General features: G+C 64.6%; 23 protein-coding genes. 11 read left to right on the top strand and 12 right to left on the bottom strand.

Annotation, left to right across the window (positions count from 1 at the left end):
- The first annotated feature begins 114 nt into the window (after nt 1-114).
- Both ACRANW_RS02795 and ACRANW_RS02790 read left to right on the top strand, forming a co-directional pair.
- On the top strand, nt 115-1,299 hold the full coding sequence (locus ACRANW_RS02795; protein WP_479433045.1) for a peptidoglycan DD-metalloendopeptidase family protein: 1,185 nt from the start codon (nt 115-117) through the stop codon (nt 1,297-1,299).
- Between the two features lie 13 nt (nt 1,300-1,312).
- Complete coding sequence (locus ACRANW_RS02790) at nt 1,313-1,678, top strand: bactofilin family protein (protein WP_479433044.1); 366 nt, start codon at nt 1,313-1,315, stop codon at nt 1,676-1,678.
- A gap of 94 nt (nt 1,679-1,772) precedes the next feature.
- Here the strand turns inward: ACRANW_RS02790 and ACRANW_RS02785 are convergent, their stop codons facing one another.
- The 5 genes from ACRANW_RS02785 to ACRANW_RS02765 all read right to left on the bottom strand — a co-directional run bounded on the left by ACRANW_RS02785 (nt 1,773) and on the right by ACRANW_RS02765 (nt 7,697).
- On the bottom strand, nt 1,773-3,461 hold the full coding sequence (locus ACRANW_RS02785) for an AMP-binding protein (protein WP_479433043.1): 1,689 nt from the start codon (nt 3,459-3,461) through the stop codon (nt 1,773-1,775).
- A 135-nt stretch (nt 3,462-3,596) separates the two neighbouring features.
- Complete coding sequence (locus tag ACRANW_RS02780; RefSeq protein ID WP_479433042.1) at nt 3,597-4,340, bottom strand: DUF1013 domain-containing protein; 744 nt, start codon at nt 4,338-4,340, stop codon at nt 3,597-3,599.
- 100 nt (nt 4,341-4,440) lie between these two features.
- The gene (locus tag ACRANW_RS02775; RefSeq protein ID WP_479433995.1) at nt 4,441-5,493 is read right to left on the bottom strand and encodes a glycosyltransferase family 4 protein; all 1,053 of its coding nucleotides are present in this window, start codon (nt 5,491-5,493) and stop codon (nt 4,441-4,443) included.
- A 53-nt stretch (nt 5,494-5,546) separates the two neighbouring features.
- Nucleotides 5,547-6,458, bottom strand: coding sequence for a UDP-2,3-diacylglucosamine diphosphatase (locus ACRANW_RS02770; protein WP_479433041.1), 912 nt, complete (start codon nt 6,456-6,458; stop codon nt 5,547-5,549).
- Nucleotides 6,459-6,662: 204 nt separating this feature from the next.
- Nucleotides 6,663-7,697 carry an NAD(P)H-quinone oxidoreductase gene (locus ACRANW_RS02765; protein WP_479433040.1) on the bottom strand — a complete coding sequence of 345 codons (1,035 nt, stop codon included), beginning with the start codon at nt 7,695-7,697 and terminating at the stop codon, nt 6,663-6,665.
- Nucleotides 7,698-7,814: 117 nt separating this feature from the next.
- Between ACRANW_RS02765 and ACRANW_RS02760 the strand changes: the two genes are divergently transcribed.
- From ACRANW_RS02760 to ACRANW_RS02750, 3 genes are all read left to right on the top strand, one after another.
- Nucleotides 7,815-8,018 (top strand): DUF1192 family protein, encoded by a 204-nt coding sequence (locus tag ACRANW_RS02760; protein ID WP_479433039.1) that lies wholly within the window; start codon nt 7,815-7,817, stop codon nt 8,016-8,018.
- Nucleotides 8,019-8,160: 142 nt separating this feature from the next.
- The gene (gene clpA, locus ACRANW_RS02755; protein WP_479433038.1) at nt 8,161-10,518 is read left to right on the top strand and encodes an ATP-dependent Clp protease ATP-binding subunit ClpA; all 2,358 of its coding nucleotides are present in this window, start codon (nt 8,161-8,163) and stop codon (nt 10,516-10,518) included.
- A 68-nt stretch (nt 10,519-10,586) separates the two neighbouring features.
- Nucleotides 10,587-11,591, top strand: coding sequence for a ligase-associated DNA damage response exonuclease (locus ACRANW_RS02750; RefSeq protein WP_479433037.1), 1,005 nt, complete (start codon nt 10,587-10,589; stop codon nt 11,589-11,591).
- Nucleotides 11,592-11,626: 35 nt separating this feature from the next.
- On the opposite strand, the gene ACRANW_RS02745 is transcribed toward ACRANW_RS02750, so the two are convergent.
- Complete coding sequence (locus ACRANW_RS02745; RefSeq protein ID WP_479433036.1) at nt 11,627-11,950, bottom strand: hypothetical protein; 324 nt, start codon at nt 11,948-11,950, stop codon at nt 11,627-11,629.
- A gap of 98 nt (nt 11,951-12,048) precedes the next feature.
- On the opposite strand from ACRANW_RS02745, the gene ACRANW_RS02740 reads away from it, so the two are divergent.
- From ACRANW_RS02740 to ACRANW_RS02725, 4 genes are read left to right on the top strand one after another with little or no spacing between them, the layout of a single operon-like run.
- Nucleotides 12,049-13,662, top strand: a complete 1,614-nt coding sequence (locus tag ACRANW_RS02740) for a cisplatin damage response ATP-dependent DNA ligase (protein WP_479433035.1) — start codon at nt 12,049-12,051, stop codon at nt 13,660-13,662.
- 55 nt (nt 13,663-13,717) lie between these two features.
- The gene (locus tag ACRANW_RS02735) at nt 13,718-14,233 is read left to right on the top strand and encodes a DUF1993 family protein (RefSeq protein WP_479433034.1); all 516 of its coding nucleotides are present in this window, start codon (nt 13,718-13,720) and stop codon (nt 14,231-14,233) included.
- Nucleotides 14,234-14,246: 13 nt separating this feature from the next.
- Entirely contained in the window at nt 14,247-14,903 is a 657-nt protein-coding gene (locus ACRANW_RS02730) for a YoaK family protein (RefSeq protein WP_479433033.1), read from the top strand.
- Nucleotides 14,900-15,199: a (2Fe-2S) ferredoxin domain-containing protein gene (locus ACRANW_RS02725; RefSeq protein ID WP_479433032.1), complete on the top strand. Its 300-nt coding sequence runs from the start codon at nt 14,900-14,902 to the stop codon at nt 15,197-15,199. The genes ACRANW_RS02730 and ACRANW_RS02725 overlap by 4 nt, the downstream gene beginning before the upstream one ends.
- A 1-nt stretch (nt 15,200) precedes the next feature.
- On the opposite strand, the gene ACRANW_RS02720 is transcribed toward ACRANW_RS02725, so the two are convergent.
- From ACRANW_RS02720 to ACRANW_RS02695, 6 genes are read right to left on the bottom strand one after another with little or no spacing between them, the layout of a single operon-like run.
- Nucleotides 15,201-15,785: a gamma carbonic anhydrase family protein gene (locus ACRANW_RS02720; protein ID WP_479433031.1), complete on the bottom strand. Its 585-nt coding sequence runs from the start codon at nt 15,783-15,785 to the stop codon at nt 15,201-15,203.
- A gap of 14 nt (nt 15,786-15,799) precedes the next feature.
- Nucleotides 15,800-18,022 (bottom strand): spermidine synthase, encoded by a 2,223-nt coding sequence (locus ACRANW_RS02715; protein ID WP_479433030.1) that lies wholly within the window; start codon nt 18,020-18,022, stop codon nt 15,800-15,802.
- On the bottom strand, nt 18,019-18,576 hold the full coding sequence (locus ACRANW_RS02710; RefSeq protein ID WP_479433029.1) for a GNAT family N-acetyltransferase: 558 nt from the start codon (nt 18,574-18,576) through the stop codon (nt 18,019-18,021). Before ACRANW_RS02710 ends, ACRANW_RS02715 begins: the two co-directional genes overlap by 4 nt.
- Entirely contained in the window at nt 18,573-19,148 is a 576-nt protein-coding gene (locus ACRANW_RS02705) for a GNAT family N-acetyltransferase (protein WP_479433028.1), read from the bottom strand. The genes ACRANW_RS02710 and ACRANW_RS02705 overlap by 4 nt, the downstream gene beginning before the upstream one ends.
- Nucleotides 19,141-20,136, bottom strand: a complete 996-nt coding sequence (gene hemB / locus ACRANW_RS02700; protein ID WP_479433027.1) for a porphobilinogen synthase — start codon at nt 20,134-20,136, stop codon at nt 19,141-19,143. The genes ACRANW_RS02705 and hemB overlap by 8 nt, the downstream gene beginning before the upstream one ends.
- A 57-nt stretch (nt 20,137-20,193) precedes the next feature.
- Nucleotides 20,194-21,948, bottom strand: a complete 1,755-nt coding sequence (locus ACRANW_RS02695) for a peptidoglycan DD-metalloendopeptidase family protein (protein ID WP_479433026.1) — start codon at nt 21,946-21,948, stop codon at nt 20,194-20,196.
- 373 nt (nt 21,949-22,321) lie between these two features.
- Between ACRANW_RS02695 and ACRANW_RS02690 the strand changes: the two genes are divergently transcribed.
- Together ACRANW_RS02690 and ACRANW_RS02685 are read left to right on the top strand one after the other, a co-directional pair.
- Nucleotides 22,322-24,961, top strand: coding sequence for a helicase-related protein (locus ACRANW_RS02690; protein WP_479433994.1), 2,640 nt, complete (start codon nt 22,322-22,324; stop codon nt 24,959-24,961).
- Entirely contained in the window at nt 24,958-25,323 is a 366-nt protein-coding gene (locus ACRANW_RS02685) for a S4 domain-containing protein (RefSeq protein WP_479433025.1), read from the top strand. The genes ACRANW_RS02690 and ACRANW_RS02685 overlap by 4 nt, the downstream gene beginning before the upstream one ends.

Genomic DNA, 25,323 nt, shown 5'->3' with positions numbered 1-25,323 from the left:
TCACCGCGATTCCCTGTCCGCTCGTCTGCAAAGGCAACGAGAGATTCGACCCATCGCCCCACCGCTGTTAGCGCGCCTCCTTGTGGGACATAGATAAAAAAATCGGGGCCGCAATTGTCAGACAAGATTATCACCCAATCGTGGGGCGAGCGGCTGCGTCAGTGGTTCCCCGACCGCGAGTTTTTCATGCGCGCCGATGGGCAGGTGCGCTTCATCAAACTTTCTTCAAAACTCCAGATGCGCGTTGCCGGAGGGGTGGCGGCATTTGTGGCAGTCTGGCTGATCGCTCTGGCCGTAATGGCGTGGGGCCAATACCGCGCCGAAACGGATCTGGCTGCCTTTGCCGCGCAAAAGGCTCGCGTTGCCAAGTCCGAGGAGCGGCTCAAGGCCTATGGCGGCAATCTCGACAAAGTGGTCGATGATTTGCAGCAACGCCAAGCCTTCCTTGATGAAATGGCGCGGATGCTGCCTGAGGATATCGTTGCGGAAGGCGCGGCCAGCGGCACGGTCAGCGATTCGTCCAGCGAAGCGGCCGAAACCGTCGAAAAGATCGGCGCCATGATCCCGCAGGCCCGCGGCCTCGCCGCCATCGAAGCGCGCCAGCTCGCCTTTGCCGAGCGCCTCACCCGCTTTGCCGATGCCCGCGCCCGCCGCGCTGAAACCGCGATGCGCAAGCTCAATCTCGACCCTGCCTCCATGACCCGCCAGGCCCGGCAGGCCATGGGCGGTCCCTTCGAGGCCTTGACTGGCGCCGACGACATCGACCCGCGCTTTGAACGGCTTGGCCTCAGCCTGGCGCGCATGGCGGTCCTCGAACGCGTGCTTGACGGCATCCCGCAGGTGGTGCCCGCCAGCGTCGAGAACATCACGTCAGGCTTTGGCTATCGCCGCGATCCCTTCAACGGGCGCGGGGCGATGCACGCCGGGATCGATTTTCGCGGTGCGACCGGTTCCCCGATCTTCGCCGCCGCCGAGGGACGGATCACCTTTGCCGGCGCAAAATCAGGCTATGGCAAGGCGATCGAGATCACGCATGGTAACGGGATGTTGACCCGCTATGCCCACTTGTCGCGTATTGATGTGAGGGTTGGCCAAATGGTTGACGCTGGCACCACCATAGGCGGGCTCGGCAGCACCGGGCGTTCGACGGGGCCGCACCTGCATTTCGAAGTTCGTATCAATGGCCGCGCGGTCAATCCGCGTCCGTTTCTGGAGGCTGCCCCCGATGTTCTCAAAGAAGTCCGCAGCGGCCGATCTGACCGCCCCGCCGCCGCCGCCGCCGCCGCCGCGGCCCGGTAACAGGAACAGCAGCATGGCATCGGGATCGACCTTTTCCGTGATCGGCGCGGACGTGACCATCACCGGCAATGTCAGCGCATCGGCCGATCTGCACATCGACGGCACGGTGGAAGGCGACATCACCTGCGCGTCACTGGTGCAGGGCGAAAAAAGCACGATCAGCGGCGCGGTTGTGGCGGAAAGCGCGCGGCTCGCCGGCAAGGTATCGGGATCGATCACCGCGCGTGAACTGGTCATTCTCAAGTCGGCGCGGATCGATGGGGACGTGCATTATGACGCTTTGACGATCGAACAGGGCGCCGAAGTGGATGGTCGCTTTGCTCCCAATGCTCGCCAGTCGGTCAAGGCCGTTCCCAGCAGCGTTGAGGCAGCGGCATAATCGCCGCGGTCACCACCAATGTTTCACGTGAAACATTGGTGGTGACCGCAGCAAGGGCGCGCCTGGACGGGGTCTGGGCGGGCTTAAAGGTGGCCTAGAGCACTTCAGCCCGCAGCGTCTTGCGGTCCAGCTTGCCGATGATCGTCTTGGGCAAGCTGTCGCGGACCACCACCTGGTCCACCCGCTCGTGCTTGCCGATCTTGGCATTGAGCCACGCGGCGAGGTCCGCGCCTGTGGCTGACACGTCATCGTTCAACGTCACATAGGCGCGCGGCACTTCGCCGCGCTGCGCGTCAGGCACGCCGATCACCAGCGCCTCCTTTACCGCGGCATGTTCAAGGATCACATCCTCGACCACGCTGGGGAACACCTTGAAGCCGTTCACCGCGATCATATCCTTGATCCGGTCGACGATTTCTAGAAACCCGTCCGCGTCCACCCGTGCGACATCGCCGGTGCGCAGGTAACGCTTGCCGTCGCGTTCCACGAAGCACTCGCCTTCGCTTTCGGGCCGGTTCCAGTAGCCGCGCATCACCTGCGGGCCACAGACGGCAAGTTCACCCGGTTCGCCTTCGGGGGCGAGCTTTTCGGGGTGTTCCTTGTCGAGCAGGATCACTTCGGTACCCGCCACCAGCTGGCCAATCGTGCCGCGTTTGCGAAAGCCATCATAGGGGTTGGCCGACACGACGCCCGCGCTTTCTGTCAGGCCATAGCCTTCGACCAGCCGTACGCCGGTGGCCTCTTCAAAGCGGACATGGACCGGGCCGGGCATCGGCGCGCCGCCGGAAATGCAGACCTTGAGGCTGGAAAGATCGGTCTTGGCCAGATCGGGGTGATCGAGCATCGCCTGAAACATTGTCGGCACGCCGGGAAAGCCGGTGCAGCGGTATTTCTGGATCGTTTCGAGCACCTGCTTCGTCTCGAACCGCGGCACCATGGCGATGGAGGCTCCGGTAACGCAGGCGTGGTTGAGCAGCGCGGTGTTGGCGAACACATGGAAGAATGGCAGCGCCCCCATGAACACCTCGTCCTGCGCATTACCGAAGGGGTGCAGCCCGGCGACCTGCTGGGCATTCACCGACAGTTGGTCATGCCCCAACATCGCGCCCTTGGGCCGTCCGGTGGTGCCGCCGGTATATTGCAGCAGGGCAAGGTCAGCTGCGGTGACTTCGGGAAGCGGATAAGTCCGGCCTTCCAACCACTGGGTCCATGCCCAATCTGCCTGCAGATCGGCCCAGCGGCGGACCGAAGGGCCGTGGGCAACATTGGCAATCTGACTGCGCTTCAGCAGCTTGAGCGCGGCGCCCTTGTACCACGGCAGCATATCGGCAAGGCTGCCGACGACCAGCGTTTCCAGCGCCGAGGCTTCGAGCACCTTGTGCGCGGTTTTGTAGAGTTCGGGCACATCCAGCGTCACCAGCGCCCGCGTGCCGCTGTCACCGACCTGCCAGCTCAATTCCTCGACCGAATAGAGCGGTGAGAAGTTCACCACCACCGCGCCCGCCATCATCGCGCCGTAATAGGCAGCGGCATAAATCGGCACATTGGGGAGAAACAGACCGACCCGGTCGCCTTTGGCAATTCCCGCTTCGGCCAAGCCCAGAGCAAAGGCCTGCGCCTGCGCAAAGATCTGCTTGTAGCTGTAGGTGCGCCCCAGAAAATGCAGGAACGGTGCATCCGGCGCCGCGCGCACGCTGCGTTCCAGCATCGTTGGCAGGCTCATGGGCTCGAACCGGGTATTGAGGGGCGTGGGGTGGTGATAGGCGGCGTTACTGACAGTCATGTCAATAATATTGGCCGACAATCCCATGTTGCACAAGCGAAAGTCGCGGGCGCGAGGCCGCTTTTTGATACGCGGCCAGCAGCGGTGGCCGGGGCGGCCGGAACACGCTCCGGCCCTGGCCCCGGCACCGTCATATCAGTTGGAGATGAACCCGCTTTCGGGGTCGATCTTTTCTTCGGCGGCTTCGGCGGCACGGCGCGCGGCGAGCCAGGCTTCGGCCTCGGCTTCCTGCGCGGCCTTGCCCGCAGCCTGCACGTTGGCGTCACGCTCGGCGCGCAATTCCGCGATCAGGTTCTCGCGATCATTACGCTCGGGCTTGGCGGGCGCATCGACATCTTCGACGATCCCGGCACGCTTGGCCGCCTTGGCGACCATCGCGTCAAGCTCGCGCTGCGAGCACAGGCCCAGAGTCACCGGATCCTTGGGGGTGATGTTCTGGATGTTCCAGTGGCTGCGATCCCGGATCGCACCGATGGTGTTGCGGGTGGTGCCGATCAGCTTGCCGATCTGCGCATCCGACACGGCCGGATAGCTGCGCAAAATCCACGCGATGCCATCGGGCTTGTCCTGCCGCTTGGACACCGGGGTGTAGCGCGGGCCTTTGGTGCGGGTCACTTCGACCGGGGCCTTATGCATCCGCAGCGAATAGGTCGCGTCTTCCTGCCCCTTGTCGATTTCGCCTTGCGTCAATTCGCCCGCGTGCACCGGATCGCGCCCGGTGTACTTGCTGCTGGCCAGATCATCGGCCATCGCCTGCACTTCGAGGATGTGGAGGCCGCAGAACTCCGCAATCTGCTCAAACGAGAGCGCGGTGTTGTCCACCAGCCACGTCGCAGTGGCATGCGGCATCAGCGGCTTGGGCTGATCCTTGGTCGCCATGGGGAAATCTCCGTTGAAAATGAAAGGGCCGCCCCTTTCGGAGCGGCCACAGCAAAACACAGATAGGCCAAGCGCGGCGAAACGGCAAGCAAACCTTGAATCAAAACAAATGCGCTGCCTGAAGCGCGGTGGCCTTGTCCGATGGCAGGGGCACCAGACCGGCCAGGAACTGCTGCGTGGCGGCCTCCCACGAAAACCCCGCGCCATAGGCGGCGCAGGCCGAACGGTCGCAATAGCGGGCGGCGTCGATGGCGCGGTTAAGGTCCTCCGACAGTGCGCCGACGGCAACGGTGACGATGTCGAGCGGCCCGGGCACCGGGAAAGCGGCCACGGGTGTCCCGCAGGCCAGCGCCTCGATCATCACAAGGCCGAAGGTGTCGGTGCGGCTGGGAAAGACGAACACATCGGCGCCGGCATAACAGCCCGCCAGCTCCGTCCCGCTGCGTTTGCCCAGGAACAGCGCATCGGGGAACTTCGCCTGCAACCCTGCCCGCGCCGGGCCATCGCCCACCACCACCTTGGTGCCGGGATAGGGGCAGGCCAGAAACGCCGCGATATTCTTCTCGACCGCGATCCGCCCGACATAGAGCAGGATTGGCCCCTGCAATTGCGCATATTCGGGCGGCGGCGGGGCGGCGGGCGAGAAACACGCCAGATCCACGCCGCGGCTCCAGGGGGTAAGCCGGGTGAGCCCCTGTTCGCGCAGCTGGGCGCGGATCGTCTCGGTGGCGACCATGATGCTTTGCGCCGGGCGGTGAAACCAGCGGATATAGGGCCAAAAGACGCTTGCGGGCAGGCGGGTGCGGCGCGCGAGGTAATCGGGAAACTGGGTATGATAGGCGGTCGTGAACGGCACCTTGCGCCGCAGACAATAGCGCCGCGCCGCCAGCCCCAGCGGGCCTTCGGTGGCGATATGCACCGCCTGCGGTGCAATACGCGCCAATTGCCGGCCAACGGCTCCCGGCGCGGTCAGGGCGAGGCGAATTTCGGGATAGGTGGGCGCCGGGATCGAAGGATAGCCTTCGGGCGAAATCACCGTGACGTCATGGCCCCAGCCGCGCAGCACGTCGCAGGTGGTCGACAGCGTGCGCACCACCCCGTTGGCCTGCGGATGCCAGGCGTCCGTAACGATGGCGATACAAGCTGGCGCGATCGAAGCAGAGCTTGTAGAAGTGCCGTGTTCGGGCTGGATCGTGGTGTACCGGTTCACGCCGCCTCGCGGGCAGGATCGGCCGGACTGGTGGCTTGCGAAGCCTCGGCCGCTGCGATGCGGCGCTTCATTTCTTCGGGCCAGTAGAGGATTTCCATCCGCCCGTCGTGATGTTCGACCAGCGCATTGCAACCTTCGACCCAGTCGCCATCGTTCCAGTATTCGATCGGGCGGCCATTATGCTCGAAGGTGCGGAATTCGGCGGTGTGGATGTGACCGCACACCACCCCGTCCACCCCGCGCTCCCCAGCGGCGCGGGCGACGACTTCTTCGTATTTGCCGATGAATTCGACCGCGTTCTTGACCTTGTGCTTGGCTGCCTTGCTGAGCGACCAGTAAGGCTTGCCCAACGCGCGGCGAACCGCGTTCACGGTGGCGTTGAGCTTCATCATCAAATGATAGGCATGATCGCCCACGAAGGCGAGCCAGCGGTGCGACAGCATCACCGCGTCAAATTCATCCCCGTGCAGCACCATCAGGCGCCGCCCGTCGGCGGTATCGTGGAACGCGGCGCGGCGGATCTCGATCCCGCCGAAATTCAGGCCGGTGAACTGGCGGAACATCTCGTCATGATTGCCGGGAATATAGACCACCCGCGTGCCGCGCCGGGCGCGCTTCATGATCCGCCAGACAATGTCATTATGCGCGGCCGGCCAGTAAAACTTCTTCTTCAGCCGCCAGCCATCGATAATGTCGCCGACAAGGTAGATCGTCTCGCTGTCGGTGTGGTCGAGGAAATCGATCAGCAGGGCGGCGTTGCAGCCTTTGGTGCCCAGATGCACGTCGCTGATCCAGATTGTGCGGAAGCTGCGCCGGTCGACCCCTTCGGGCTCGGGCGTTCTGGGTGCACTCAGCGGAAGGCTGGCGACATTGTTGCCGATCAGATCGGACAGGTCGGAACCGGTCATGCGCAATCCCCGAATAACGCGTCTGGCTGTGCTGCTGCCATGACAGGCTATTGTTACAGGGATTGCGCAACCAAATGACGGTTCCGAGTCAGATCGGGCTTTTATGCCGGGCCGATGGCAAAAACGGGCGTTTTTGGGCGGAAAACCGGGTTGGTTGTCGCCTCACGTCCGCGGCGCGTGAACCTTCCGGGCAGCGTGAAGGCGTCAGCCAGCGTCTTCGGGCCTCGAAACCTCCAGCACGATCTTGCCGATATGTTCGCCCGCTTCCATGCGCGCATGGGCGGCGGCGGCCTCGGCCAGCGGAAAGGTCCTGTCCATCACCGGGGACAGTTCGCCGTCGGCAAACAACGGCCAGGCATTGTCGGCGATTTCGTCCGCGAGCGCGGCCTTGAACCCATCGGTGCGCGGGCGCAGCGTCGATCCGGTCAGGGTCAGGCGCTTCATCATGACCAGCGCCATGTTCAGATCGGCCTTGGCCCCGCCCAGCACTGCGATGGTGACGTGACGGCCATCTTCGGCCAGACATTTGAGATTGCGGCCTACGTAATCGCCCGAAACCATGTCGAGCACCACGTGCACGCCCTTGCCCCCGGTATGGGCCACCACCGCCTCGACATAGTCGGTCTCGCGGTAATTGATCGCAAGGTCTGCGCCGATCCGCGTGGCGGCGGCGCATTTGGCGGTGTCGCCGCAGGTGACGATCACGTGCAGACCAAAGGCTTTGCCCAGCATAATCGCCATGGTGCCGATGCCGGACGTGCCACCGTGGATCAGTACAGTCTCGCCGTCGCGTGCCAGGCCACGCTCGAACAGATTATGCCAGACGGTGAACAGCGTTTCGGGCACAGCGGCCGCTTCGGACAGCATCATGCCGTCAGGCACAGGTAGGCAGTGCTGCCAATGCGCCGCGCAGTATTCAGCATAACCGCCGCCCGGCGTCAGTGCGGCCACCATCTGCCCGATCATCTCGCGCGGAACTTCGGTGCCAACCGCGACCACTTCGCCCGATACCTCCAGCCCCAGCAGCGGCGAGGCACCCTTGGGCGCAGGGTACATTCCGGCGCGTTGCAGGCAATCGGGGCGGTTGACCCCGGCAAAGGCCACCTTGATCAGCACGTCATCGGGGCGCAGGCGCGGCAGCGGCACGGTTTCGGGCCGCAGCACGTCCGGGCCGCCGGGCGCATCGAAGCCGATCGCCTGCATTGTCTCGGGCAAATGTGCCCCATGGCCTGCGATCATCTGTAGTGTCCCCTTACGCACGGCCCCGATAACCACGACCCCGATAACCAACGTGCCAGCGCGAATAACCGTCTCGCCGATTGACAGCAAGCCGCTTCCCCCTGATGCTGCGTCTCAATGGAAGAACCGGATCGTCCCAGGCCAAGCGGAGACGCGGCGAGTCGCCTCGCAGCCGAAGATCTCGGCCCCTATTCGCAGGCCGAATTGAATGACCGGATCGCCCTGCTCCACGCCGAAATTGCACGGGTAACAGCCCACCGGGACACAGCCGCCGCCCACCGCGCCGCCGCAGATGCGCTGTTTGCGAAAGGCAATGGATGATCCAACCCGTATCTTTCCCCGTAACTCTCAGCGTATCACCTTTAGGGGATTCGCAATTTGCGCAGTCCATCCCATATTATTGGAAACCGGCTCACTCCGCTCTTTCGCCACGAGCACCCTCCCGCAGATAGAGGCCTCACCCATGCCCAGCTTCGCCCAAAATCTCGAACGCACGCTGCACAACGCCCTTGGTAACGCCTCCGAACGGCGGCACGAATATGCCACGCTTGAACACCTGTTGCTGGCATTGATCGATGATGAGGACGGCGCCGCCGTGATGGCGGCCTGCGGCGTCGATCTGGCCGAACTGAGCGAAGTGGTGAAGCAATACCTCGATCAGGAATACCAGTCGCTGAAAACCGAAGAAGGCGCCGATCCGCAGCCCACGGCGGGCTTCCAGCGGGTGATCCAGCGCGCCATTCTGCACGTGCAGTCGAGCGGCAAGGACACCGTGACCGGTGCCAACGTGCTGGTCGCGCTGTTTTCCGAACGCGATAGCTACGCCGTCTATTTCCTGCAGCAGCAGGACATGAGCCGTCTGGATGCCGTCAGCTTCATCAGCCACGGCATCGGCAAGGGCGGCCGCCAGATCGAACCGAAAGGCTCCAGCGGCACTGACAAGGCCGACGAACCGGCGCAGTCCAAAGAGTCAGGCGGCAGCAAGAAGGAAACCGCGCTCGACCAGTTCACCGTCAACCTCAACGCCAAGGCGGCCAATGGCAAGATCGATCCGCTGATCGGTCGCGGGCCGGAGGTTGACCGGACGATCCAGATCCTGTGCCGCCGTTCGAAGAACAATCCGCTGTATGTGGGCGATCCGGGCGTAGGCAAGACCGCGATTGCCGAAGGGCTGGCGCGCAAGATCATCGAAGGCGAAGTGCCCGAGGTGCTGGCGCCCGCAGTGATCTATTCGCTCGACATGGGCGCGCTGCTGGCGGGCACACGCTATCGCGGCGATTTCGAGGAACGCCTGAAGCAGGTCGTCACCGAGTTGGAAGCGATGCCGCACGCGGTGCTGTTCATTGACGAAATCCACACCGTGATCGGTGCCGGCGCCACCAGCGGCGGGGCGATGGATGCCTCGAACCTGCTCAAGCCTGCGCTGTCGAGCGGCGCGATCCGTTGCATCGGTAGCACGACCTACAAGGAGTTTCGCAACCACTTCGAAAAGGACCGCGCCTTGCTGCGCCGGTTCCAGAAGATCGACGTGAACGAACCCACCATCGAAGACACGATCAAGATCCTCAAAGGTCTGCGTTCGGCCTTCGAAGATCACCACAAGGTCAAGTACACGCCCGATGCGATCAAAACCGCGGTGGAATTGTCGGCGCGTTACATCAATGATCGCAAGCTGCCCGACAAGGCGATCGACGTGATCGACGAAGTCGGCGCAATGCAGATGCTGGTGCCGCCCAGCCGCCGCAAGAAGACGATCACCGCCCGCGAGATCGAAATGGTCATCGCGACCATGGCGCGCATCCCGCCCAAGTCGGTAAGCAAGGATGACAAGCGCGCGCTCGAGAACCTCGAACGCGATCTCAAGCACGTCGTTTTCGGTCAGGACGAGGCGATCCAGCGGCTTTCGACCGCGATGAAGCTGAGCCGTGCCGGTCTGCGCGATCCGGACAAACCGATCGGCAGCTTTCTGTTCTCCGGCCCCACCGGCGTCGGGAAAACCGAAGTCGCGCGTCAACTTGCCACGATCATGGGGATCGAACTCAAGCGGTTCGACATGTCCGAATATATGGAGCGTCACAGCGTCTCCCGCCTGATCGGCGCGCCTCCGGGCTATGTCGGTTATGATCAGGGCGGCTTGCTGACCGATGCGATCGACCAGAACCCGCATTGTGTGTTGTTGCTCGACGAGATCGAGAAGGCCCACCCCGACCTGTTCAACATCCTGTTGCAGGTGATGGATAATGGCCGCCTGACCGATCACCACGGCAAGACCGTCGATTTCCGCAACGTGGTGCTGATCATGACCACCAATGCCGGCGCATCGGACATGGCGCGCAGCGGAATCGGGTTTGGCGATGTCAGCAAGGCCGATGCCGGGACCGAGGCAGTGAACAAGATGTTCACGCCGGAATTCCGCAACCGCCTGGATGCGATCGTGCCCTTCGCCTATCTGGGCAAGAGCATCGTGGCCCGTGTGGTCGACAAGTTCATCCTTCAGCTGGAATTGCAGCTCGCCGAACAGAACGTCCACATCCAGTTCGACAGCGATGCGCGGACATGGCTGGGCGACAAGGGCTATGACAAGCTCTACGGCGCCCGCCCGATGTCTCGCCTGATCCAGGACAAGATCAAGCAACCGCTCGCCGAAGAACTGCTGTTCGGCAAGCTGGCCGAAGGCGGCGAGGTCCATGTCACGGTGAAGGATGGCAAGCCGAGCTTTGAAATGACTCCGGCCCCGCCCAAGGTGAAGCCGGCCAAGAAAAAGCCTGCGGCCAAGAAAGCCACGGTCAAGAAGCCCGCGCCGGAAACCGACGAAGGCTAAGGCGAATCACACCACAAAACGGGGCGCGGGAGAGGAACCTCTCTCGCGCCCTTGTTGTTTAGGACACCATGACCGCCCCCTTTTCCTGGATCCGGCCCGAACCGTGGGGCATTCATGTCGTGCCGGCCGATGCCTGGGTCGATCCTTCGCGTGCCGTCCCGCGGGCGCTGGTCACCCATGGCCACGCCGATCACGCTCGCGGCGGGCATGGGATCACGATTGCGACACCGGAAACGCTCGCGATAATGAAGCTGCGCTACGCCACGGCGGAAGGCGCGCAGCCCGTAGCCTATGGCGAAACGGTCAGCATCGGCGGCGGCGTGACCGCGACCTATATGCCGGCCGGTCATGTGCTGGGATCATCGCAAATCCTGTTCGAGCACGCGGGCGAGCGAGTCGTGATCACCGGCGATTACAAGCGCGTGCCCGATCCGACCTGTGCGCTGTTTGAAGTCACCCCCTGCGATGTCTTCATCACCGAGGCGACCTTCGGCCTGCCCGTCTTCACCCATCCCCCCATCGGCGAGGAAATCGCCAAGCTGCTCGATGCTCGCACGGGAAACCCCGATGCCTGCGTGCTTGTGGGCGCCTATGCACTGGGCAAGGCGCAGCGCGTGATCGCGGAATTGCGCGCCGCAGGGCACACGGACACGATCTGGCTCCACGGGGCGATGGAGGCGATGTGCCGGCTGTATGAGGAACACGGCGTCGCGCTGGGCGATCTCAGGCTGGTGAGCGATGCGACCAAGGAGCAGATGCGCGGCCACATCGTCATCGCGCCGCCCTCCGCCTTGAATGACCGTTGGAGCCGCCGTCTGCCCGATCCCATCACCGCCATGGCAAGCGGCTGGATGCGGGTGCGCGCCCGCGCCCGCCAGCGCGGAGTCGAGCTACCGCTGGTCATCTCCGATCATGCCGACTGGAACGAATTGACCCGCACCATTCGCGAAGTGAACCCGCAGGAAACCTGGATAACCCATGGCCGCGAAGAAGCGCTGTTGCGCTGGTGCGAACTCAGCCAGCGCCGTGCACGGGCGCTCGCACTGGTTGGCCGAGAAGACGAAGACGAGTGAGGACAAGGATGACTATCACCCTCGTCCCCGAACCATCAGGCGTCCTGAATCGTGGCCAGATCGGCAGCGATCTTTTCGAGCATCTCGTCGGTTATCAGGCCTTGCGAGAACGGCGCGACCGCCTTGAGGCTGAGCGTCTTGAACTGTTCATAGGCCGGATGCTGCGCCAGATCCTGCCCACCGAAATGCTTGGCGACCACGGCGTTGGCGCGTTCGTCCGCCATCAACACTTCGATCGGGGTGTCGATCGTGAAGGCGGCAGCCGTGGCGGTCGTGGCAGCGGCGCTATCGTCAGCGAAAGCCGGGGCGGTCAGAGCGGCGGCGGCAAGGCCGAGGGCGGCAAGCGGAATGAACTTCATAGAGGCGAATCCTTGGTGAAGACGTCGGGATGCGAGGCGTCGGACTCATGCTTTAGCCGATTCGCATGGCGGTACAATGAACACGAGGCGGCGGGCTGATGGAGGAGTTTGCCGCCCTGCTCGACGCGCTGGTCTATACCACCAGCCGCAACCGCAAATTGGCGCTGATTGCCACCTATCTGCGCGCGGCCCCTGATCCCGATCGCGGCTGGGCGATGGCGGGTTTGACCGAAGCGCTCGATTTCCCCGCCGTCAAATCCGCGACCATCCGCAATCTGATGCTGGAACGGGTCGATCCCGCCTTGTGGGCAATGAGCCGCGATTTTGTGGGTGACACGGCGGAGACGGCGAGCCTGCTCTGGCCCGAGCCGGAGGATGCCGCGCCGCAGCCACCGCTGACGCTGGCCGAAGTAGTCGATCGCCTCGCCGCCCTCACCCGCGCCACCGCGCCCAGGGAGTTGCCCGGCCTGTTCGATCGGATGGACGCCAAGGGCCGCTATGCCCTGATCAAGCTGGCCACGGGCGGAATGCGGGTCGGCATTTCGGCGCGGCTTGCGAAAACCGCGTTTGCACAGGCCTTTGCTGTCGCGGTGGAGGAGGTCGAGGAATATTGGCACGCCCTCACCCCGCCCTACACCGATCTGTTCGCCTGGGCGGCCGGTGGCGCGCCTCCGCCTGATCTGGCCGGTGTGCCGCGGTTCAGGCCGTTCATGCTCGCCCACCCGCTGGACGATGGTGAGGTCGACCTCAAGGATTACGCCGCTGAGTGGAAGTGGGACGGCATCCGGGTGCAGCTGGTGCGAACGGCCGGCGAAACGCGGGTCTATTCGCGCTCGGGCGACGATATTTCCGCCACCTTCCCCGAATTGCTGGACGTGCTGCCGATGGACGCGGTGCTCGATGGCGAATTGCTGGTGCGCGGCTCCGCCCAGGGGGGTGAGGCCAATGATACTACGCAGGGTGGCGCGGCGAGTTTCAATGCGCTTCAGCAGCGGCTCGGTCGCAAGACCGTACCTGCCAAGATGCTGAAGGAGTACCCCGCCTTCATCCGGCTTTACGATGTGCTGCTGCTGGACGGCACCGACTGGCGCGAACAGCCGTGGAAGTCGCGCCGCGCAACTTTGGAGGCCCTGATGGCGCGCCTGTCCGCCAGCCATTTCGATCTGTCCGCCCTGGTCGAGGCCGAGGATTTTGCCGCACTCGCCGCCATCCGCGACACTGCGCGTGATGAGGCGATCGAGGGGCTGATGCTCAAGCATCGCGAGAGCCCCTATGTAGCGGGGCGCAAGGTCGCGCTATGGTACAAGTGGAAGCGCGATCCGCTGCTGATTGATTGCGTGGTGATGTATGCCCAGCGCGGGTCAGGCAAGCGATCGAGCTTCCATTCGGACTTCACCTTCGGCTGCTGGGATGGCGACGCGGATTCGGGCGCGGAGTTGTTGCCGGTGGGCAAGGCCTATACCGGCTTCACCGATGCCGAATTGAAACAGCTCGACAAGTTTGTGCGGCAGAACACCCTCAACCGCTTTGGCCCGGTGCGCGAAGTGAAGCGTGAATTGGTGTTCGAAGTGGCGTTCGACAGCGTCCACGCCTCCAAACGCCACAAGAGCGGCCTTGCCATGCGGTTCCCCCGCATCCACCGCATCCGGTGGGACAAACCCGCGCACGAGGCAGACCGGCTGGAGACCTTGCGGGCGTTGATCAAGGACTGATTGATAAAGCGATGGGCGCGGCTTACGTCCCCTCCCACATCAACGGGAGAGAACCATGTCCTACGCCACGGCCGCGCTTGCGACCTATACAAATATGCTCGCCACGCTGAACACGCTTGTCACCAAGGCGAGCGCGCACGAGCGAGGCGATGCGCTGCTGAGCGCGCGGCTGGCCGAAGACATGTTCCCGCTTTCCACGCAGCTGCGGTTCGTCTGCAACATGCCGGGCGAAGTGCTGGGCCGGCTGACGGGAGCGGCTTTCACGGCAAGCGACGACGACCCGGCAACACTGGCCGATGCGCGCGCGCGCATCGCTGCCGCGCGCGAACTGGCGGCGGCGGCCGATCCTGCCGCCTGGCCTGCGGCCGAGGATACGGTGGAATTCACGCTGCCCAACGGCATGACCTTTGTGATGCAGGCGCACGAATATTGCCGCGATTGGGCCATGCCGCAGGTCTATTTTCATGTGATGAGCGTCTATGCAATTCTGCGGGCCGAGGGTCTCGCCATCGGCAAGATCGATTATGTCGGCCACATGATGAAATATCTGCGCAAACCGCCTGCCGCCTGACCGCAAGCGCACAATGCACCGTTACGACCCCGCGCGCCAACGCCTCGCCCTGGGCCTCGCCGCGTTGGCGGGGCTGGTCGATGCGACCGGATTCGTGGTCGCGGGCGGGTATTTCACCAGCTTCATGTCCGGCAACACCACCCGGATGGGTGTCGATCTGGTGGAGCGGCCTGCGCTGGCGCTGGCGCCCTTGGGGCTGATCGGTTGCTTTCTGGCCGGCGTGATTGTCGGCGCGCTGATCGGACGGTGGCAGGCTGAACGCCGCAAGCCGGTTCTGCTCGGATTGGTTGCCGGGCTGCTGGTCAGCGCCGCTGGCTTGCTCGTCGTGGGCTGGGCCATCCCCTTCCTCAGCGCATCAGCGGTGGCGATGGGTTTGGCCAACAACGTCTTTGCCCGCGATGGCGAGGTGACTGTGGGCGTGACCTATATGACCGGCGCACTGGTGCGCTTCGGACAGGGCGTGGCTGCGAGGCTGGCCGGCGCGCCGCTGCCGTCCACGCGGGGATATGGCCTGTTGTGGAGCGCGCTTGCCATCGGGGCCGCCACGGGCGGCGCGTTGTCCGCCCACGCGCCGGTCTGGGCCGCCGCGGCGGCGGCGGGTCTTGCGGTGACGCTGTGGGCGGCCGCGCTACGGATCAAAATGCCGCCGCACCGGTTGGAGTCTGAATGAAGACGAAAATCCGTTCCAACTGGTCGCACGCCGTGCTGGTGTGCAAGAAATGCGCGAAGAAGGTGGAAAAGAAGGGCCACGGCTTCGGGCCTGACAACAAGCGCCTGGCCGCTGCGCTGAAGCGCGAATTGAGCGCAGGCAAGGGCCGCAAGGCGAAGGTCGGAGTGATCGAAGTGCCCTGCCTCGATATCTGCCCCAAGGGCGCGGTGGTCGTCATCGACAGCCGCAGACCGGAGGAATGGCGGATTATTGATCCCGCCGCGCCCTTCGCCGCTGAAGTGGACCTGCTACGCTAGATCATATCGCGGCAGCAATCGCGGCGGCGTGGGCCTTGGCATTTTCGGCGTAGTGCATCACGCCCATGCGCATCCCGGCCACAGCCGCATCGTCCAGATCCTTCATCTTCGTGGCGGGCCGCCCAGCCCATAATTCGCGCGGCCCCATCACCTTGCGCTCGGTCAGCATGGCGCCGGCCGCCAGCATGGCGTCGGACGCGACCACCGCCTTGTTCATCACAATCGCGCCCAGGCCGACAAAGCCACGGTCGTGGATCGTGCAACCATGCACCATCGCCATGTGACCGATCAGCACATCATCGCCGATAATGAGCGGACAGCCATCGGGATCACCCGGGCGCGGCGGGTCACAATGCAGGATGCTGCCGTCCTGCACATTGCTGCGTTCCCCGATGCGGATCGAAAACACGTCGGCGCGCAGCACGCAATTGTACCAGACGGAACTGCCCGCCCCGATTGCGACATCGCCGATGATCGTGCAGCCGGGCGCGATGAACGCGGTTTCATGGATTCGGGGGGTTTTCCCGTGAATCGGGACAATCGTGACGCCCGGCCGGATGGGCAGGTGTTCGGGGCTCGGCAGCATATCGGGCACTCGTGTCAGGGTTTTTGTCCGATCAACGTGTTCCAGCGGAAATGCGGCAGTGTCGAGGCATATTCGTCGCTCCACACCGATCCTGCGGGCCTATCCAGCGCGGTCCACTTGTCGGCGCCGCTCGCCTGCTGGATCGCTGCCAGCGATTGCGCCGAAGGTGACAAGACCACCCATTTCGACGCTGTGAGATCGGCTGATGTGTCCGGTACATCAAACCGCACGGCGGAAGACATCCCGGCATCCTGCGCCAGCGCCGCCACGACCGGTTCAAGCTCGATGAAGCGGTTGGAGATGTGGATCAGCACCGCGCCGTTGGGCGTGAGCGTGCGGCGATAGGCCGCCAGCGCCTCGCGGGTGAGCAGATGCAGCGGGATGGCGTCAGACGAGAACGCGTCCACCACCAGCACGTCATATTGCGCCGCAGGTCCGCGTTCGAGTTCAATCCGGGCGTCACCAATGATCGTTTCGCTGTTCGGTGCACAATCAGAGAGATACGTGAACTGCCCGCGGGTCGAAAAATCGAGGATCGCCGGATCGATCTCGTAAAAGCGGTAGGTCTGGTCCGGCGCGCGATAGCAGGCCAGCGTACCGGCCCCCAGGCCCACGATCCCGACATTGGCGCCCGGACCATAAACCGCCGCGGCATTGGCCAGCACCAGCCCGACACCGGCACTGCGACCATAATAGGTGGTCGGTTCCCGGCGTCGCTGCGCGCTCAGATACTGGCGGCCGTGCAAGGTGGTGCCGTGGGTGATCTGGCGAAAGCCGTAGGTCGGCAGATCGGTGACGGTGTAGACCCCGAAATAGCTGCGCAACCGCTCCCCCTTGGCATAGGCGCTGCCGTGCCCCGGGGCGCCAACGCTCACCATCATCACGCCAAACACCGCCACAAAGGCAAGCCGATTGAACTTGAGCAGCAAGGCCACGAGCGCGAGGGCGAAATAGGCCGGCCCCGCCCCCATGTTCGCTACACCGGCGGTGGAAGTGAACTGGTACCAGCCCAGCACAAAGGACAGTGCAAGCCCCGCCGCGATCAGCACCAGGCGCCGCTTCTGATACGCCGCCAGCCGATTGTGCCAAGCCATCAGTCCGCCCAGCGGGATCAGCGCCGCTGCAGCGAACACCAGCAGGGGATGTTCCCACACCCAGTCGAACACCAGCGGTGCAATCAGGGCGGTGAACAATCCGCCCAGCGCGCCGCCCGCCGACATCACCAGATAAAACAGGGTCAATCGCGACGCATCGGGGCGCAGGTCATACATCCTGGCGTGCAGCGCAACGGCGATGACAAACAGCAAGATCACCGCAGCCACCATCAGTCCGATCCCGCCACCAGATTGCGACACCATTGCCATCCCGCCTGACAGCAGCACAACAAACGGCGTGGTGCGCGTGATGACGCGGGCCAGCAGGCGGTTTTCGGCAAAGGCCACGCTGAAGCTGAGCAGGTAGACTCCCAGCGGGATGACCCACAACAACGGCATGGCAAAAATGTCGGTGGTCAGATGCGTGGTGGTCGACAGCATCAGGCCCGAAGGCACTGCTGCCAGCGCCAGCCACAACGCGATCCGTTGCCAACCGATCGGAGCGGCATCGACGGCATCATCGCCCACGGCCGCGGCTGATTGATCGGGTGCGCTGCTTTTCCATCGGGCCCCCACGACAAACAGCAGCAGCACCAGCATGGCGCCGTAACCCAGGCTCCAGATCAGGCTTTGCTGGCCCAGCGGCAAAAACGGCTCGATCAGAATCGGATAGCATAGCAACCCGCCAAAACTGCCAAGGTTCGATGCGGCATACAGCGGGTAGGGATCACCCGCCTGGGGATCGGCGGCATACCAGCGCTGAATCAGCGGCGCCTGCGCCGAAATCAGGAAGAACACCGGCCCCACTGATGCAAACAGCAACGCCGGCACCCACAACGCTTCCATTCCCGGTCCGAAATCGGACAGATCTGCCAAGCCCAGCGGCAAGGTCAGCGCCGCAAGAGCAAGCAACCCGGTGTGCAGCAGCAACTGGCGTCGCAGCGGCAATCTGCCGATTGCGTGGGCATAGGCATATCCGCCCAACAGCAGCGCCTGATAAACCAGCATCGCGCTGTTCCAGACATTGGGTGTGCCCCCCAGCCGCGGCAAAGCCAGACGCGCCATCAGCGGCTGGACCAGGAACAACAGAAAACTGCCAGCAAGAATGGCCGCAACAAACAGCGCGCGGCGGGGAGATGTCATGTGCGATCAATCCATTGCTGATGGGTGATCCCGTATACGATGTTATGGTTAAGATCGGGTGTCCGATCGTTTTCAGGGAAATCGAGGTCGGCCCGGCGCTGCATTCCCAGCTTTTTCATCAGCCCCCAGCTGCCGACATTCTTGTTGACCGTGATCGCCACCAGTTGCGGCGCGGCGTGGACGGCAAAGGCCCAGTCGACCACAGCGCGCATCGCTTCATAGGCATAGCCCATCCGCCAGCGATCCTCGCGCACCAGCCAGCCGATCTCGTGATCCTCGGGGTTGGGCGCCATGGGGTGGGCCACCCGGCGCAACCCGCAATGGGCGACGATGTCACCGCTCTCGCGTTCTTCGGCCATCATGAACCCGAACCCTTCTGCGGCAAAGCTGGCGCGCGAGGCGGCGTGCTTTTCCGCGATCACGTCGCGCGGCCACACCCCGCCCAGGTGGCGCATGACGGCAGGGGTGTTGAATAGCGCCATGTGGGCATCAAGGTCACCTGCGCCCAGCTGGCGTAGCACCAGCCGCTCAGTCATCAGAACGGATGCCGTCATGCCGCCAGCCAGCACTCTTGTGTGATGGCATGGGCGATGATGCGCGGGTTTTCGGGATCGAAATCGGGGCTGTCGAAGTCGAGATCCGCGCGCCGCGCCATCCCCAGCCGCCGCATCAGGCCCCAGCTTGCGGTGTTGCGCTCCACCGTCAGCGCAATCACTTCGTCGGCGCCGAACCGGCCGAATGCGAGGTCGAGTGCGGCAGTGGCCGCCTCCTTCGCATAGCCCTGCCCCCAGGCATCCTCACGCAAGCGCCAGCCGACCTCCATCATGCCTTGCGGCCCGCCCGCCTGGTTGGAGCGTTTCAAGCCGCAAAAGCCCAGCACCGCGCGATCCGCCTTGCGCTCCACGACCCAGAAGGTGTGGCCGTGGTCGCGCTGATAGCCCTCCAGCCGTTCGCGTGCCGCCGCGCGGGTTTGGGCGTCAGCAACGCCGCCCAGCCAGCGCATCACCGCAGGGGTGTTGGTCGCCTGCCAGAACGCCTCCCAATCCGCTGCGCGCCAATCGCGCAGCACCAGACGGGCGGTTTCCTGGTGAAACGCCGCCCGGCATTCCGGCACGCTGTCAGCCATTGAGAAGGCGGGCGATGTGCGCGGCGTGATAGGTCAGGATACCGCTGCACCCGGCACGTTTGAACGCGATCAGCTTTTCCAGCGCCAGCGCATCACGATCCCCGATCCCGGCTGCGTGCGCGGCCTCGATCATCGCGTATTCGCCGCTCACCTGATAGGCGAACACCGGCACATCGAAACGCTGGCGGACGCGGTAAATGATGTCGAGATAGGCAAGGCCGGGCTTCACCATCACGCTGTCTGCGCCCTCGGCAATGTCGAGCGCCACTTCGCGCATCGCCTCTTCGCCATTGGCCGGGTCCATCTGGTAGGCTTTCTTGTCCCCTTTCAGCAGGCCGCTGCTGCCCACCGCGTCGCGGAACGGGCCATAGAACGCGCTCGCATATTTGGCGGCGTAGGACATGATCTGGACGTTGTGGTGCCCGTTCATCTCCAGCGCCATGCGGATCGCGCCGATGCGGCCATCCATCATGTCAGACGGCGCGATGATATCCGCGCCGGCATTGGCCTGATTGACCGCCTGATCGACCAGCGTGGCCACAGTCGCGTCATTCACGACATAGCCGGCATCATTCACCAGCCCGTCCTGCCCGTGGCTGGTGTAAGGGTCCAGCGCCACATCGGTCAGCACGCCGATGGAGTCTCCACAAGCGTCCTTGATGGCGCGGATCGCCTGGCACATCAGATTGTCGGGATTGTGCGCTTCGGCCCCGTCATCGCTGCGCAGATCATGGGGCGTGTTGGGGAACAACGCCACCACCGGTATACCAAGCGCGGCCGCTTCCTTGGCCCGCGCCACGATCCCATCGACCGACCAGCGCGAGACGCCGGGCAGCGTGGCAATCGGTTCCTCCACCGCGGTTCCCGCTGTCACGAACAGCGGCCAGATGAGATCGGCGGGGGTCAGCAGCGTTTCGCGGTGGAGCGCACGGCTCCAGCCGGTGGAACGGGTGCGGCGCAGGCGGGTGTTGGGAAAATGTCCGGTCATACCAAGGGGCTTATGCGCAATTTCTGCCAAGCCACAAGTCCCCGTTACCAATCTGCGTTAAAGGTCCGCAGCGCGTGTCCCGCCGCCGGTCTGCAATCGTGCGGTATCGATTTTCTCGATCTCGCGCACCGGCTCCTTCACCTCGGTTGGCAAGGGTTCAAGATCCGAAAGCGCGGCGCCGACTTCGATTTCCTTCAGCCGGATCAGCTGGCGGCGGAAATCGAGCAGTTCGGTGCCATCCAACTCCGCGCGGGTGACGAAGGCAACGGTGGCCGGATTGATCACACGACCGCCGCGGTACATTTCGTAATGGAGATGCGGGCCGGTCGACAGGCCGGTCGAACCGACATAGCCGATCACCTGACCGCGCCGCACCTGCTGGCCGCTGCGCACCGCCATCTGGCTCATGTGGCAATAGCGGGTGGACAGCGCGCCGCCATGCTCCAGCCGCACCGCGATGCCGCAGCCGCCGGCGCGCCCGGCGCTGCTGACCCGGCCATCGCTGACCGCGACGATTGGCGTGCCGTACCGCGCCTTGAAATCCATTCCGGCGTGCATCCGGCGATAGCCCAGGATCGGGTGGCGGCGCATTCCGAAACTCGACGAAATGGGCCCTGGCACCGGCGCCAACAGGCCGCGCCGCTGCTCGCCCACACCCGATGCTTCGTAGAACCGCCCTTCGCTGCCCCAGCGCATCAACTGCGTGCGCGGACGCCCGCCGCGGTCGATCCCGGCGTAGAGCAATTGCCCCGCTTGGCGCTCGCCCGTGGCGGCGCGGCGATAGGCGATGATGATGTCGAATTCGTCCGCAGAACCGACTTCGCGGTCCATATCCACCTGCGCGTCGAGCGCTTTGAGATAGTCCTGCACAGCGCTGGCCGGGACACCGGCCTGCCGCATCGAACGGTAAAGGCTCGATCCCACGATCCCGCGCACCCGCAGCGGCGTTTCATCGACGCGGATGATATTGCGTTTCAACGCCAGCGGGCCGGAGGGCGCCACAGGCGTGCCATCCTCGGCAAAGGTGCCGACTCCCGGACGGGTCAGTTCCAATTGCAAGTCAAACCGCGCGCGAAACGCGAGGTTATCGAGCGGGCGCGGCTGGCCCGGCGCAGGACGGCGGCCCAGCAGCAGGTCCATCTGTGTACCCGGTGCAAGATCGCCCACGGCCACCGCCTGGCTCACAAGGGCCGAAGCGCGATCAATATCCCCGCTTGCAACACCCGCACGGCGTAGCATGGAGACAAAATTGTCACCCGACGCCAGCGTCAGCACCATCTGAATCTGCGGCCGTTCCGGCGCGCTTTTAAGCGGGATCACCGCCGCAGTCGGCCCCATGCGCCGGCCACTATCGGCGCCCAGGGCCAGCGGCAGGATCATCTGGCTGCGCAGCTCGCTTGCCACTTTAGGGGTCTGCGGCATGGCGGCACGCGCTTCGAGCGGGGTGAGATCGGGCCAGAACGCCAGCGCCGCCACGCCCAACCCCACCATGGTTCCCAGCCCGCGCAGCCAGCGGCGGCTGCCGATATCCTCGGCCAGATCGGGCGCGAGATCGAGCCGGTCGAACCACTGCGATGCGTCATGACGCCACGCATCGTAACGCGCCACAGACCTGTCCAGCTTCGCTGCCGCCTTACGCTGCGCGATCTGTTTGGCGGTTGGCGCGGCAAGCTTTCTGGCGCTGCGAAAATAGGGCAGCAAATCGCGCGCGGTATCCGGGCTGACCGGCTGGTGTGCGACAGGACCAATCGGGCGCGGATCTCCCGGCGCCGCCGGGTCAGCCGCATCATCGGGTGGGTGCCCATCTGTCAATTTATGCGCATGATCCAACATTGATGCCCCAAGAGCCCCAGCTGATCCGAACGCGCTCCGTCCGACATCCGCCGTGGCCATGTCGCATATCTTTGCCCGATCATAGTAAATCCGGGGTTAACCAGCGACCAACGGCCTCTGCGACGGGATAAGGCGTTTCCCTTATGCGCCGTGCGAACCAATCACCGCCCTTGCCCGAAAGGTGCAAGCCTGACAGAACCCCAACATCGTGCCAGCCCCCCCGCCCGCTCGTCCCGCCCGCCCGCGCGACACCACGTCCCGCGACGCCGCCGGTGATGCCGCCCGTAACGCAGGTGTGCGCGCCGTGCTCGGCCCGACCAACACCGGCAAAACACACCTGGCGATTGAACGGATGTGTGGCCATTCCAGCGGCATGATGGGATTCCCGCTGCGCCTTCTGGCGCGCGAAGTGTATGACCGGGTGCGCGCGCTAAAAGGTGACAAGCAGGTCGCACTGATCACTGGCGAAGAACGGATCGAACCTCCGCAAGCGCGCTATTTCCTGTGCACCGCCGAGGCCATGCCACGGGTCAGCGGCCAGCACGCCTTTGTCGCGATTGACGAGGCACAGCTGGGCGCCGATCCGGAACGCGGGCACATCTTTACCGACCGGCTGATGAACGTGCGCGGACGTGAAGAAACGATGATCCTGGGTTCCGCCACGCTCGAACCGATGGTCAGGGCGCTGATTCCGGGCGCGGACATCACCAGCCGCCCGCGCTTTTCGACCTTGTCCCATGCCGGGGTGTGCAAGCTTTCGCGCCTGCCCAAACGCTCCGCCGTGGTCGCCTTCTCGGTTGAGCAGGTCTACGCCATGGCTGAAGCCTTGCGGCGCTTTCGCGGCGGCGCGGCGGTGGTGATGGGCGCGCTCTCGCCCGAAACCCGCAACAAACAGGTCGCGATGTTCCAGTCAGGCGAGGTGGATTACATCGTCGCCACCGATGCGATCGGCATGGGGCTGAACCTCGATCTGGATCATGTCGCCTTTGCGGCGCTCAGCAAGTTCGACGGGCGCCGCAAGCGCCGGCTGACCCCGTCGGAAATGGCGCAGATCGCTGGCCGCGCCGGGCGGCATCAGCGCGATGGCACTTTCGGCACGTTGTCGGGCACCGGCAAGGGCGAGACGGGCGAACCGCTCGCCTTCACCGATGAAGAAGTCTACGCGATCGAGGAACACAAGTTCGCGCCGCTCACGCATCTGTACTGGCGCGACGCCACCCCGCGGTTTGATTCGCTGCCTGCACTTATCGCGGATCTGGAAGCGCGGCCCAATCACGCGGTGCTGCGCGGTGCGCCCGAAGCCATCGACATGGCGGTGCTGCGGCGGCTGGCCGAGGACGATACCGGACGCAGCGTGCGCGGGGCGGGAAGCGTGCGGCGGTTCTGGGAGGCGTGTTCGCTTCCCGATTTCCGCAATCTTGGCGTCGAACAGCACGCGCGGTTCGTGGCGCGGTTGTGGGATGATCTGGCTCAGGGCTATCTGGGCGCCGATTTTGTGGCGGCGCGCATCGCCGAGCTTGACCGGATGCAGGGCGACATCGACACGCTGCAAGGCCGGATTGCGGCGATTCGCAGCTGGGCCTATATTTGCCAGCGGCCCGATTGGGTTCTGGCACGCGACGAAATGGCTGCGCGAGCACGCGCGGTCGAGGCGAAGCTTTCGGATGCGCTGCACGCGCGGCTGACCGAGCGCTTCGTGAACCGAAGGACGACACTTTTGATGAAATCGCTGGGGCAGGACGCAAGCGCGCTGCCCGTTACACTCGAACCCGATGGCCAGTTGACCGTGGAAGGTGAAAGCATCGGCCGCCTTGAAGGCTTCCGCTTTCATGTCGATCCCGATGCGGGCGTGGCGGATCGCCGGATGTTGCTGGCGGCAGGCGAAAAGGCGCTGCCCGCGCTGCTGGCCGAACGGGCGGACTGGCTGCTTTCGCAAGGCATCGCGGAACTGGCAATCAGCGGTGGTGCGGTCCGCTGGCAAGGCCGTTCTCTGGCCGAGATAACCTTTCCCGGCCATCCCGGCGCAGGCAATTTCGGCACGCCGCGCCTCGCCCTGACCCGCGATCTTGTGCTGTTGCCCGAAACAGCCAAGGCGAAGCTGGAAGCGGGTCTGGCCGCATGGCTCGACACGCAGCTTGAGCCACTGGAACCGTTGCGCAAGCTGGCCGAGGCTGCCCGCGATCCCGAGGCCGGATCGCAGGCCCGCGCGCTGGTCATCACCCTGATCGAAGCGCGCGGCGTCATCAGCCGTGAGGATGCCGGGCTGGAGCATCTGCCCAAGGAAATGCGCCCCTACTTGCGCAAGCTGGGCATCACCTTTGGCGCGCTCGACATCTTTGCCGCGGGCCTGCTGAAGCCTGCCCCGCGCCGCTTGCTGCACGCGCTGGGTCTGGACCTGCGCCCGTTGCAGGAAGCTATGCTGCCGGTTCTGGCCGAGGGTGGCTGGGCCAAGGGGCGTTTGCCTGCGGGATACCGCTATGCCGGATCGCAGGCGATCCGGGTCGATCTGGCCGAAAAAATCCTGCGTGCCGCGTTTGATGGCCGCGCCGTGGCCACGGCCGCACATCCCAAGGAACGCAACCGCGCCTTCCGACTGGATCTGGCACTGGCGGTCTCGATCGGGCTTGAGGCAGAGAATGCCCGCCGCCTGCTCGGCAGCGCCGGGTTCCGGTGTGACAAGGCACGGACCTTGGCCGAAGGCGCATTCGGGCCGCCCGCACCCGATCGCTGGCACTGGCGCCCGCGCCGCCCGGGTGAGGGCAACGATCAGCGCTCGGAACGCAGGCCTGATCGCAAAGACCAGCGCCAGCAGCACGGCAAGGACAAGAGCGTCGGCAAGACCGGAAAAGGAAGGCCCCCGCGTGACAGCGGCCAGCGGGCCCCTCGGCCTGGCCCAGACAGGGTTCAGACCCCTGCCAGACCCCCCGTCGACACCGGCCCGGCCCGCGCCGGGGGTGCCTTCGACAAGCTGGCGGACCTGCTCAAGGGATGACGCAAGCGACGCGGGGAGACACGATTCGGATCGACCGTTTGCTGGTCTATCTCCGCCTCGCCCGCACCCGCTCTGCCGCGCAGGCACTGATCGATACCCACGCTTTGCGGCGCAACAGAAAGCATGTGCTGCGCGGCGCCGAGCCGGTGCGTAGCGGAGATGTGCTGACGCTGGCCCTCGGCGGCACCGTACGGGTGATCGAGGTCGTCACCCTGCCTGATCGGCGCGGGTCCCCGGCCGAAGCACGTTCGCATTATCGGGAGGTTGACGGTGGCGGTCTTGACCCTAAATGGCAAAACGCCATAGCAGCAACGCCTCCCAACGCAGGCTCTCCGCCCGCCACGTCCCAAGACCGCTTTTGA

Source organism: Erythrobacter sp. 'gip.4 top 5' (assembly GCF_056495765.1).
This window is presented reverse-complemented; position numbering and strand designations above follow the sequence as displayed.

Bases quoted from the DNA above. Each gene is read 5' to 3' on its own strand.
- ACRANW_RS02765 (WP_479433040.1), bottom strand. From the start codon at position 7,697: ATGATCGCAGGCCATGGGGCACATTTGCCCGAGACAATGCAGGCGATC.
- ACRANW_RS02745 (WP_479433036.1), bottom strand. From the start codon at position 11,950: ATGAAGTTCATTCCGCTTGCCGCCCTCGGCCTTGCCGCCGCCGCTCTG.
- ACRANW_RS02780 (WP_479433042.1), bottom strand. From the start codon at position 4,340: ATGGCGACCAAGGATCAGCCCAAGCCGCTGATGCCGCATGCCACTGCG.
- ACRANW_RS02790 (WP_479433044.1), top strand. From the start codon at position 1,313: ATGGCATCGGGATCGACCTTTTCCGTGATCGGCGCGGACGTGACCATC.
- ACRANW_RS02770 (WP_479433041.1), bottom strand. From the start codon at position 6,458: ATGACCGGTTCCGACCTGTCCGATCTGATCGGCAACAATGTCGCCAGC.
- ACRANW_RS02750 (WP_479433037.1), top strand. From the start codon at position 10,587: ATGACCGCCCCCTTTTCCTGGATCCGGCCCGAACCGTGGGGCATTCAT.
- ACRANW_RS02710 (WP_479433029.1), bottom strand. From the start codon at position 18,576: ATGACGGCATCCGTTCTGATGACTGAGCGGCTGGTGCTACGCCAGCTG.
- ACRANW_RS02730 (WP_479433033.1), top strand. From the start codon at position 14,247: ATGCACCGTTACGACCCCGCGCGCCAACGCCTCGCCCTGGGCCTCGCC.
- ACRANW_RS02725 (WP_479433032.1), top strand. From the start codon at position 14,900: ATGAAGACGAAAATCCGTTCCAACTGGTCGCACGCCGTGCTGGTGTGC.
- ACRANW_RS02785 (WP_479433043.1), bottom strand. From the start codon at position 3,461: ATGACTGTCAGTAACGCCGCCTATCACCACCCCACGCCCCTCAATACC.
- ACRANW_RS02705 (WP_479433028.1), bottom strand. From the start codon at position 19,148: ATGGCTGACAGCGTGCCGGAATGCCGGGCGGCGTTTCACCAGGAAACC.
- hemB (WP_479433027.1), bottom strand. From the start codon at position 20,136: ATGACCGGACATTTTCCCAACACCCGCCTGCGCCGCACCCGTTCCACC.
- ACRANW_RS02760 (WP_479433039.1), top strand. From the start codon at position 7,815: ATGGAAGAACCGGATCGTCCCAGGCCAAGCGGAGACGCGGCGAGTCGC.
- ACRANW_RS02720 (WP_479433031.1), bottom strand. From the start codon at position 15,785: ATGCTGCCGAGCCCCGAACACCTGCCCATCCGGCCGGGCGTCACGATT.
- ACRANW_RS02690 (WP_479433994.1), top strand. From the start codon at position 22,322: ATGTGTGGCCATTCCAGCGGCATGATGGGATTCCCGCTGCGCCTTCTG.
- ACRANW_RS02715 (WP_479433030.1), bottom strand. From the start codon at position 18,022: ATGACATCTCCCCGCCGCGCGCTGTTTGTTGCGGCCATTCTTGCTGGC.
- ACRANW_RS02740 (WP_479433035.1), top strand. From the start codon at position 12,049: ATGGAGGAGTTTGCCGCCCTGCTCGACGCGCTGGTCTATACCACCAGC.
- ACRANW_RS02685 (WP_479433025.1), top strand. From the start codon at position 24,958: ATGACGCAAGCGACGCGGGGAGACACGATTCGGATCGACCGTTTGCTG.
- ACRANW_RS02735 (WP_479433034.1), top strand. From the start codon at position 13,718: ATGTCCTACGCCACGGCCGCGCTTGCGACCTATACAAATATGCTCGCC.
- clpA (WP_479433038.1), top strand. From the start codon at position 8,161: ATGCCCAGCTTCGCCCAAAATCTCGAACGCACGCTGCACAACGCCCTT.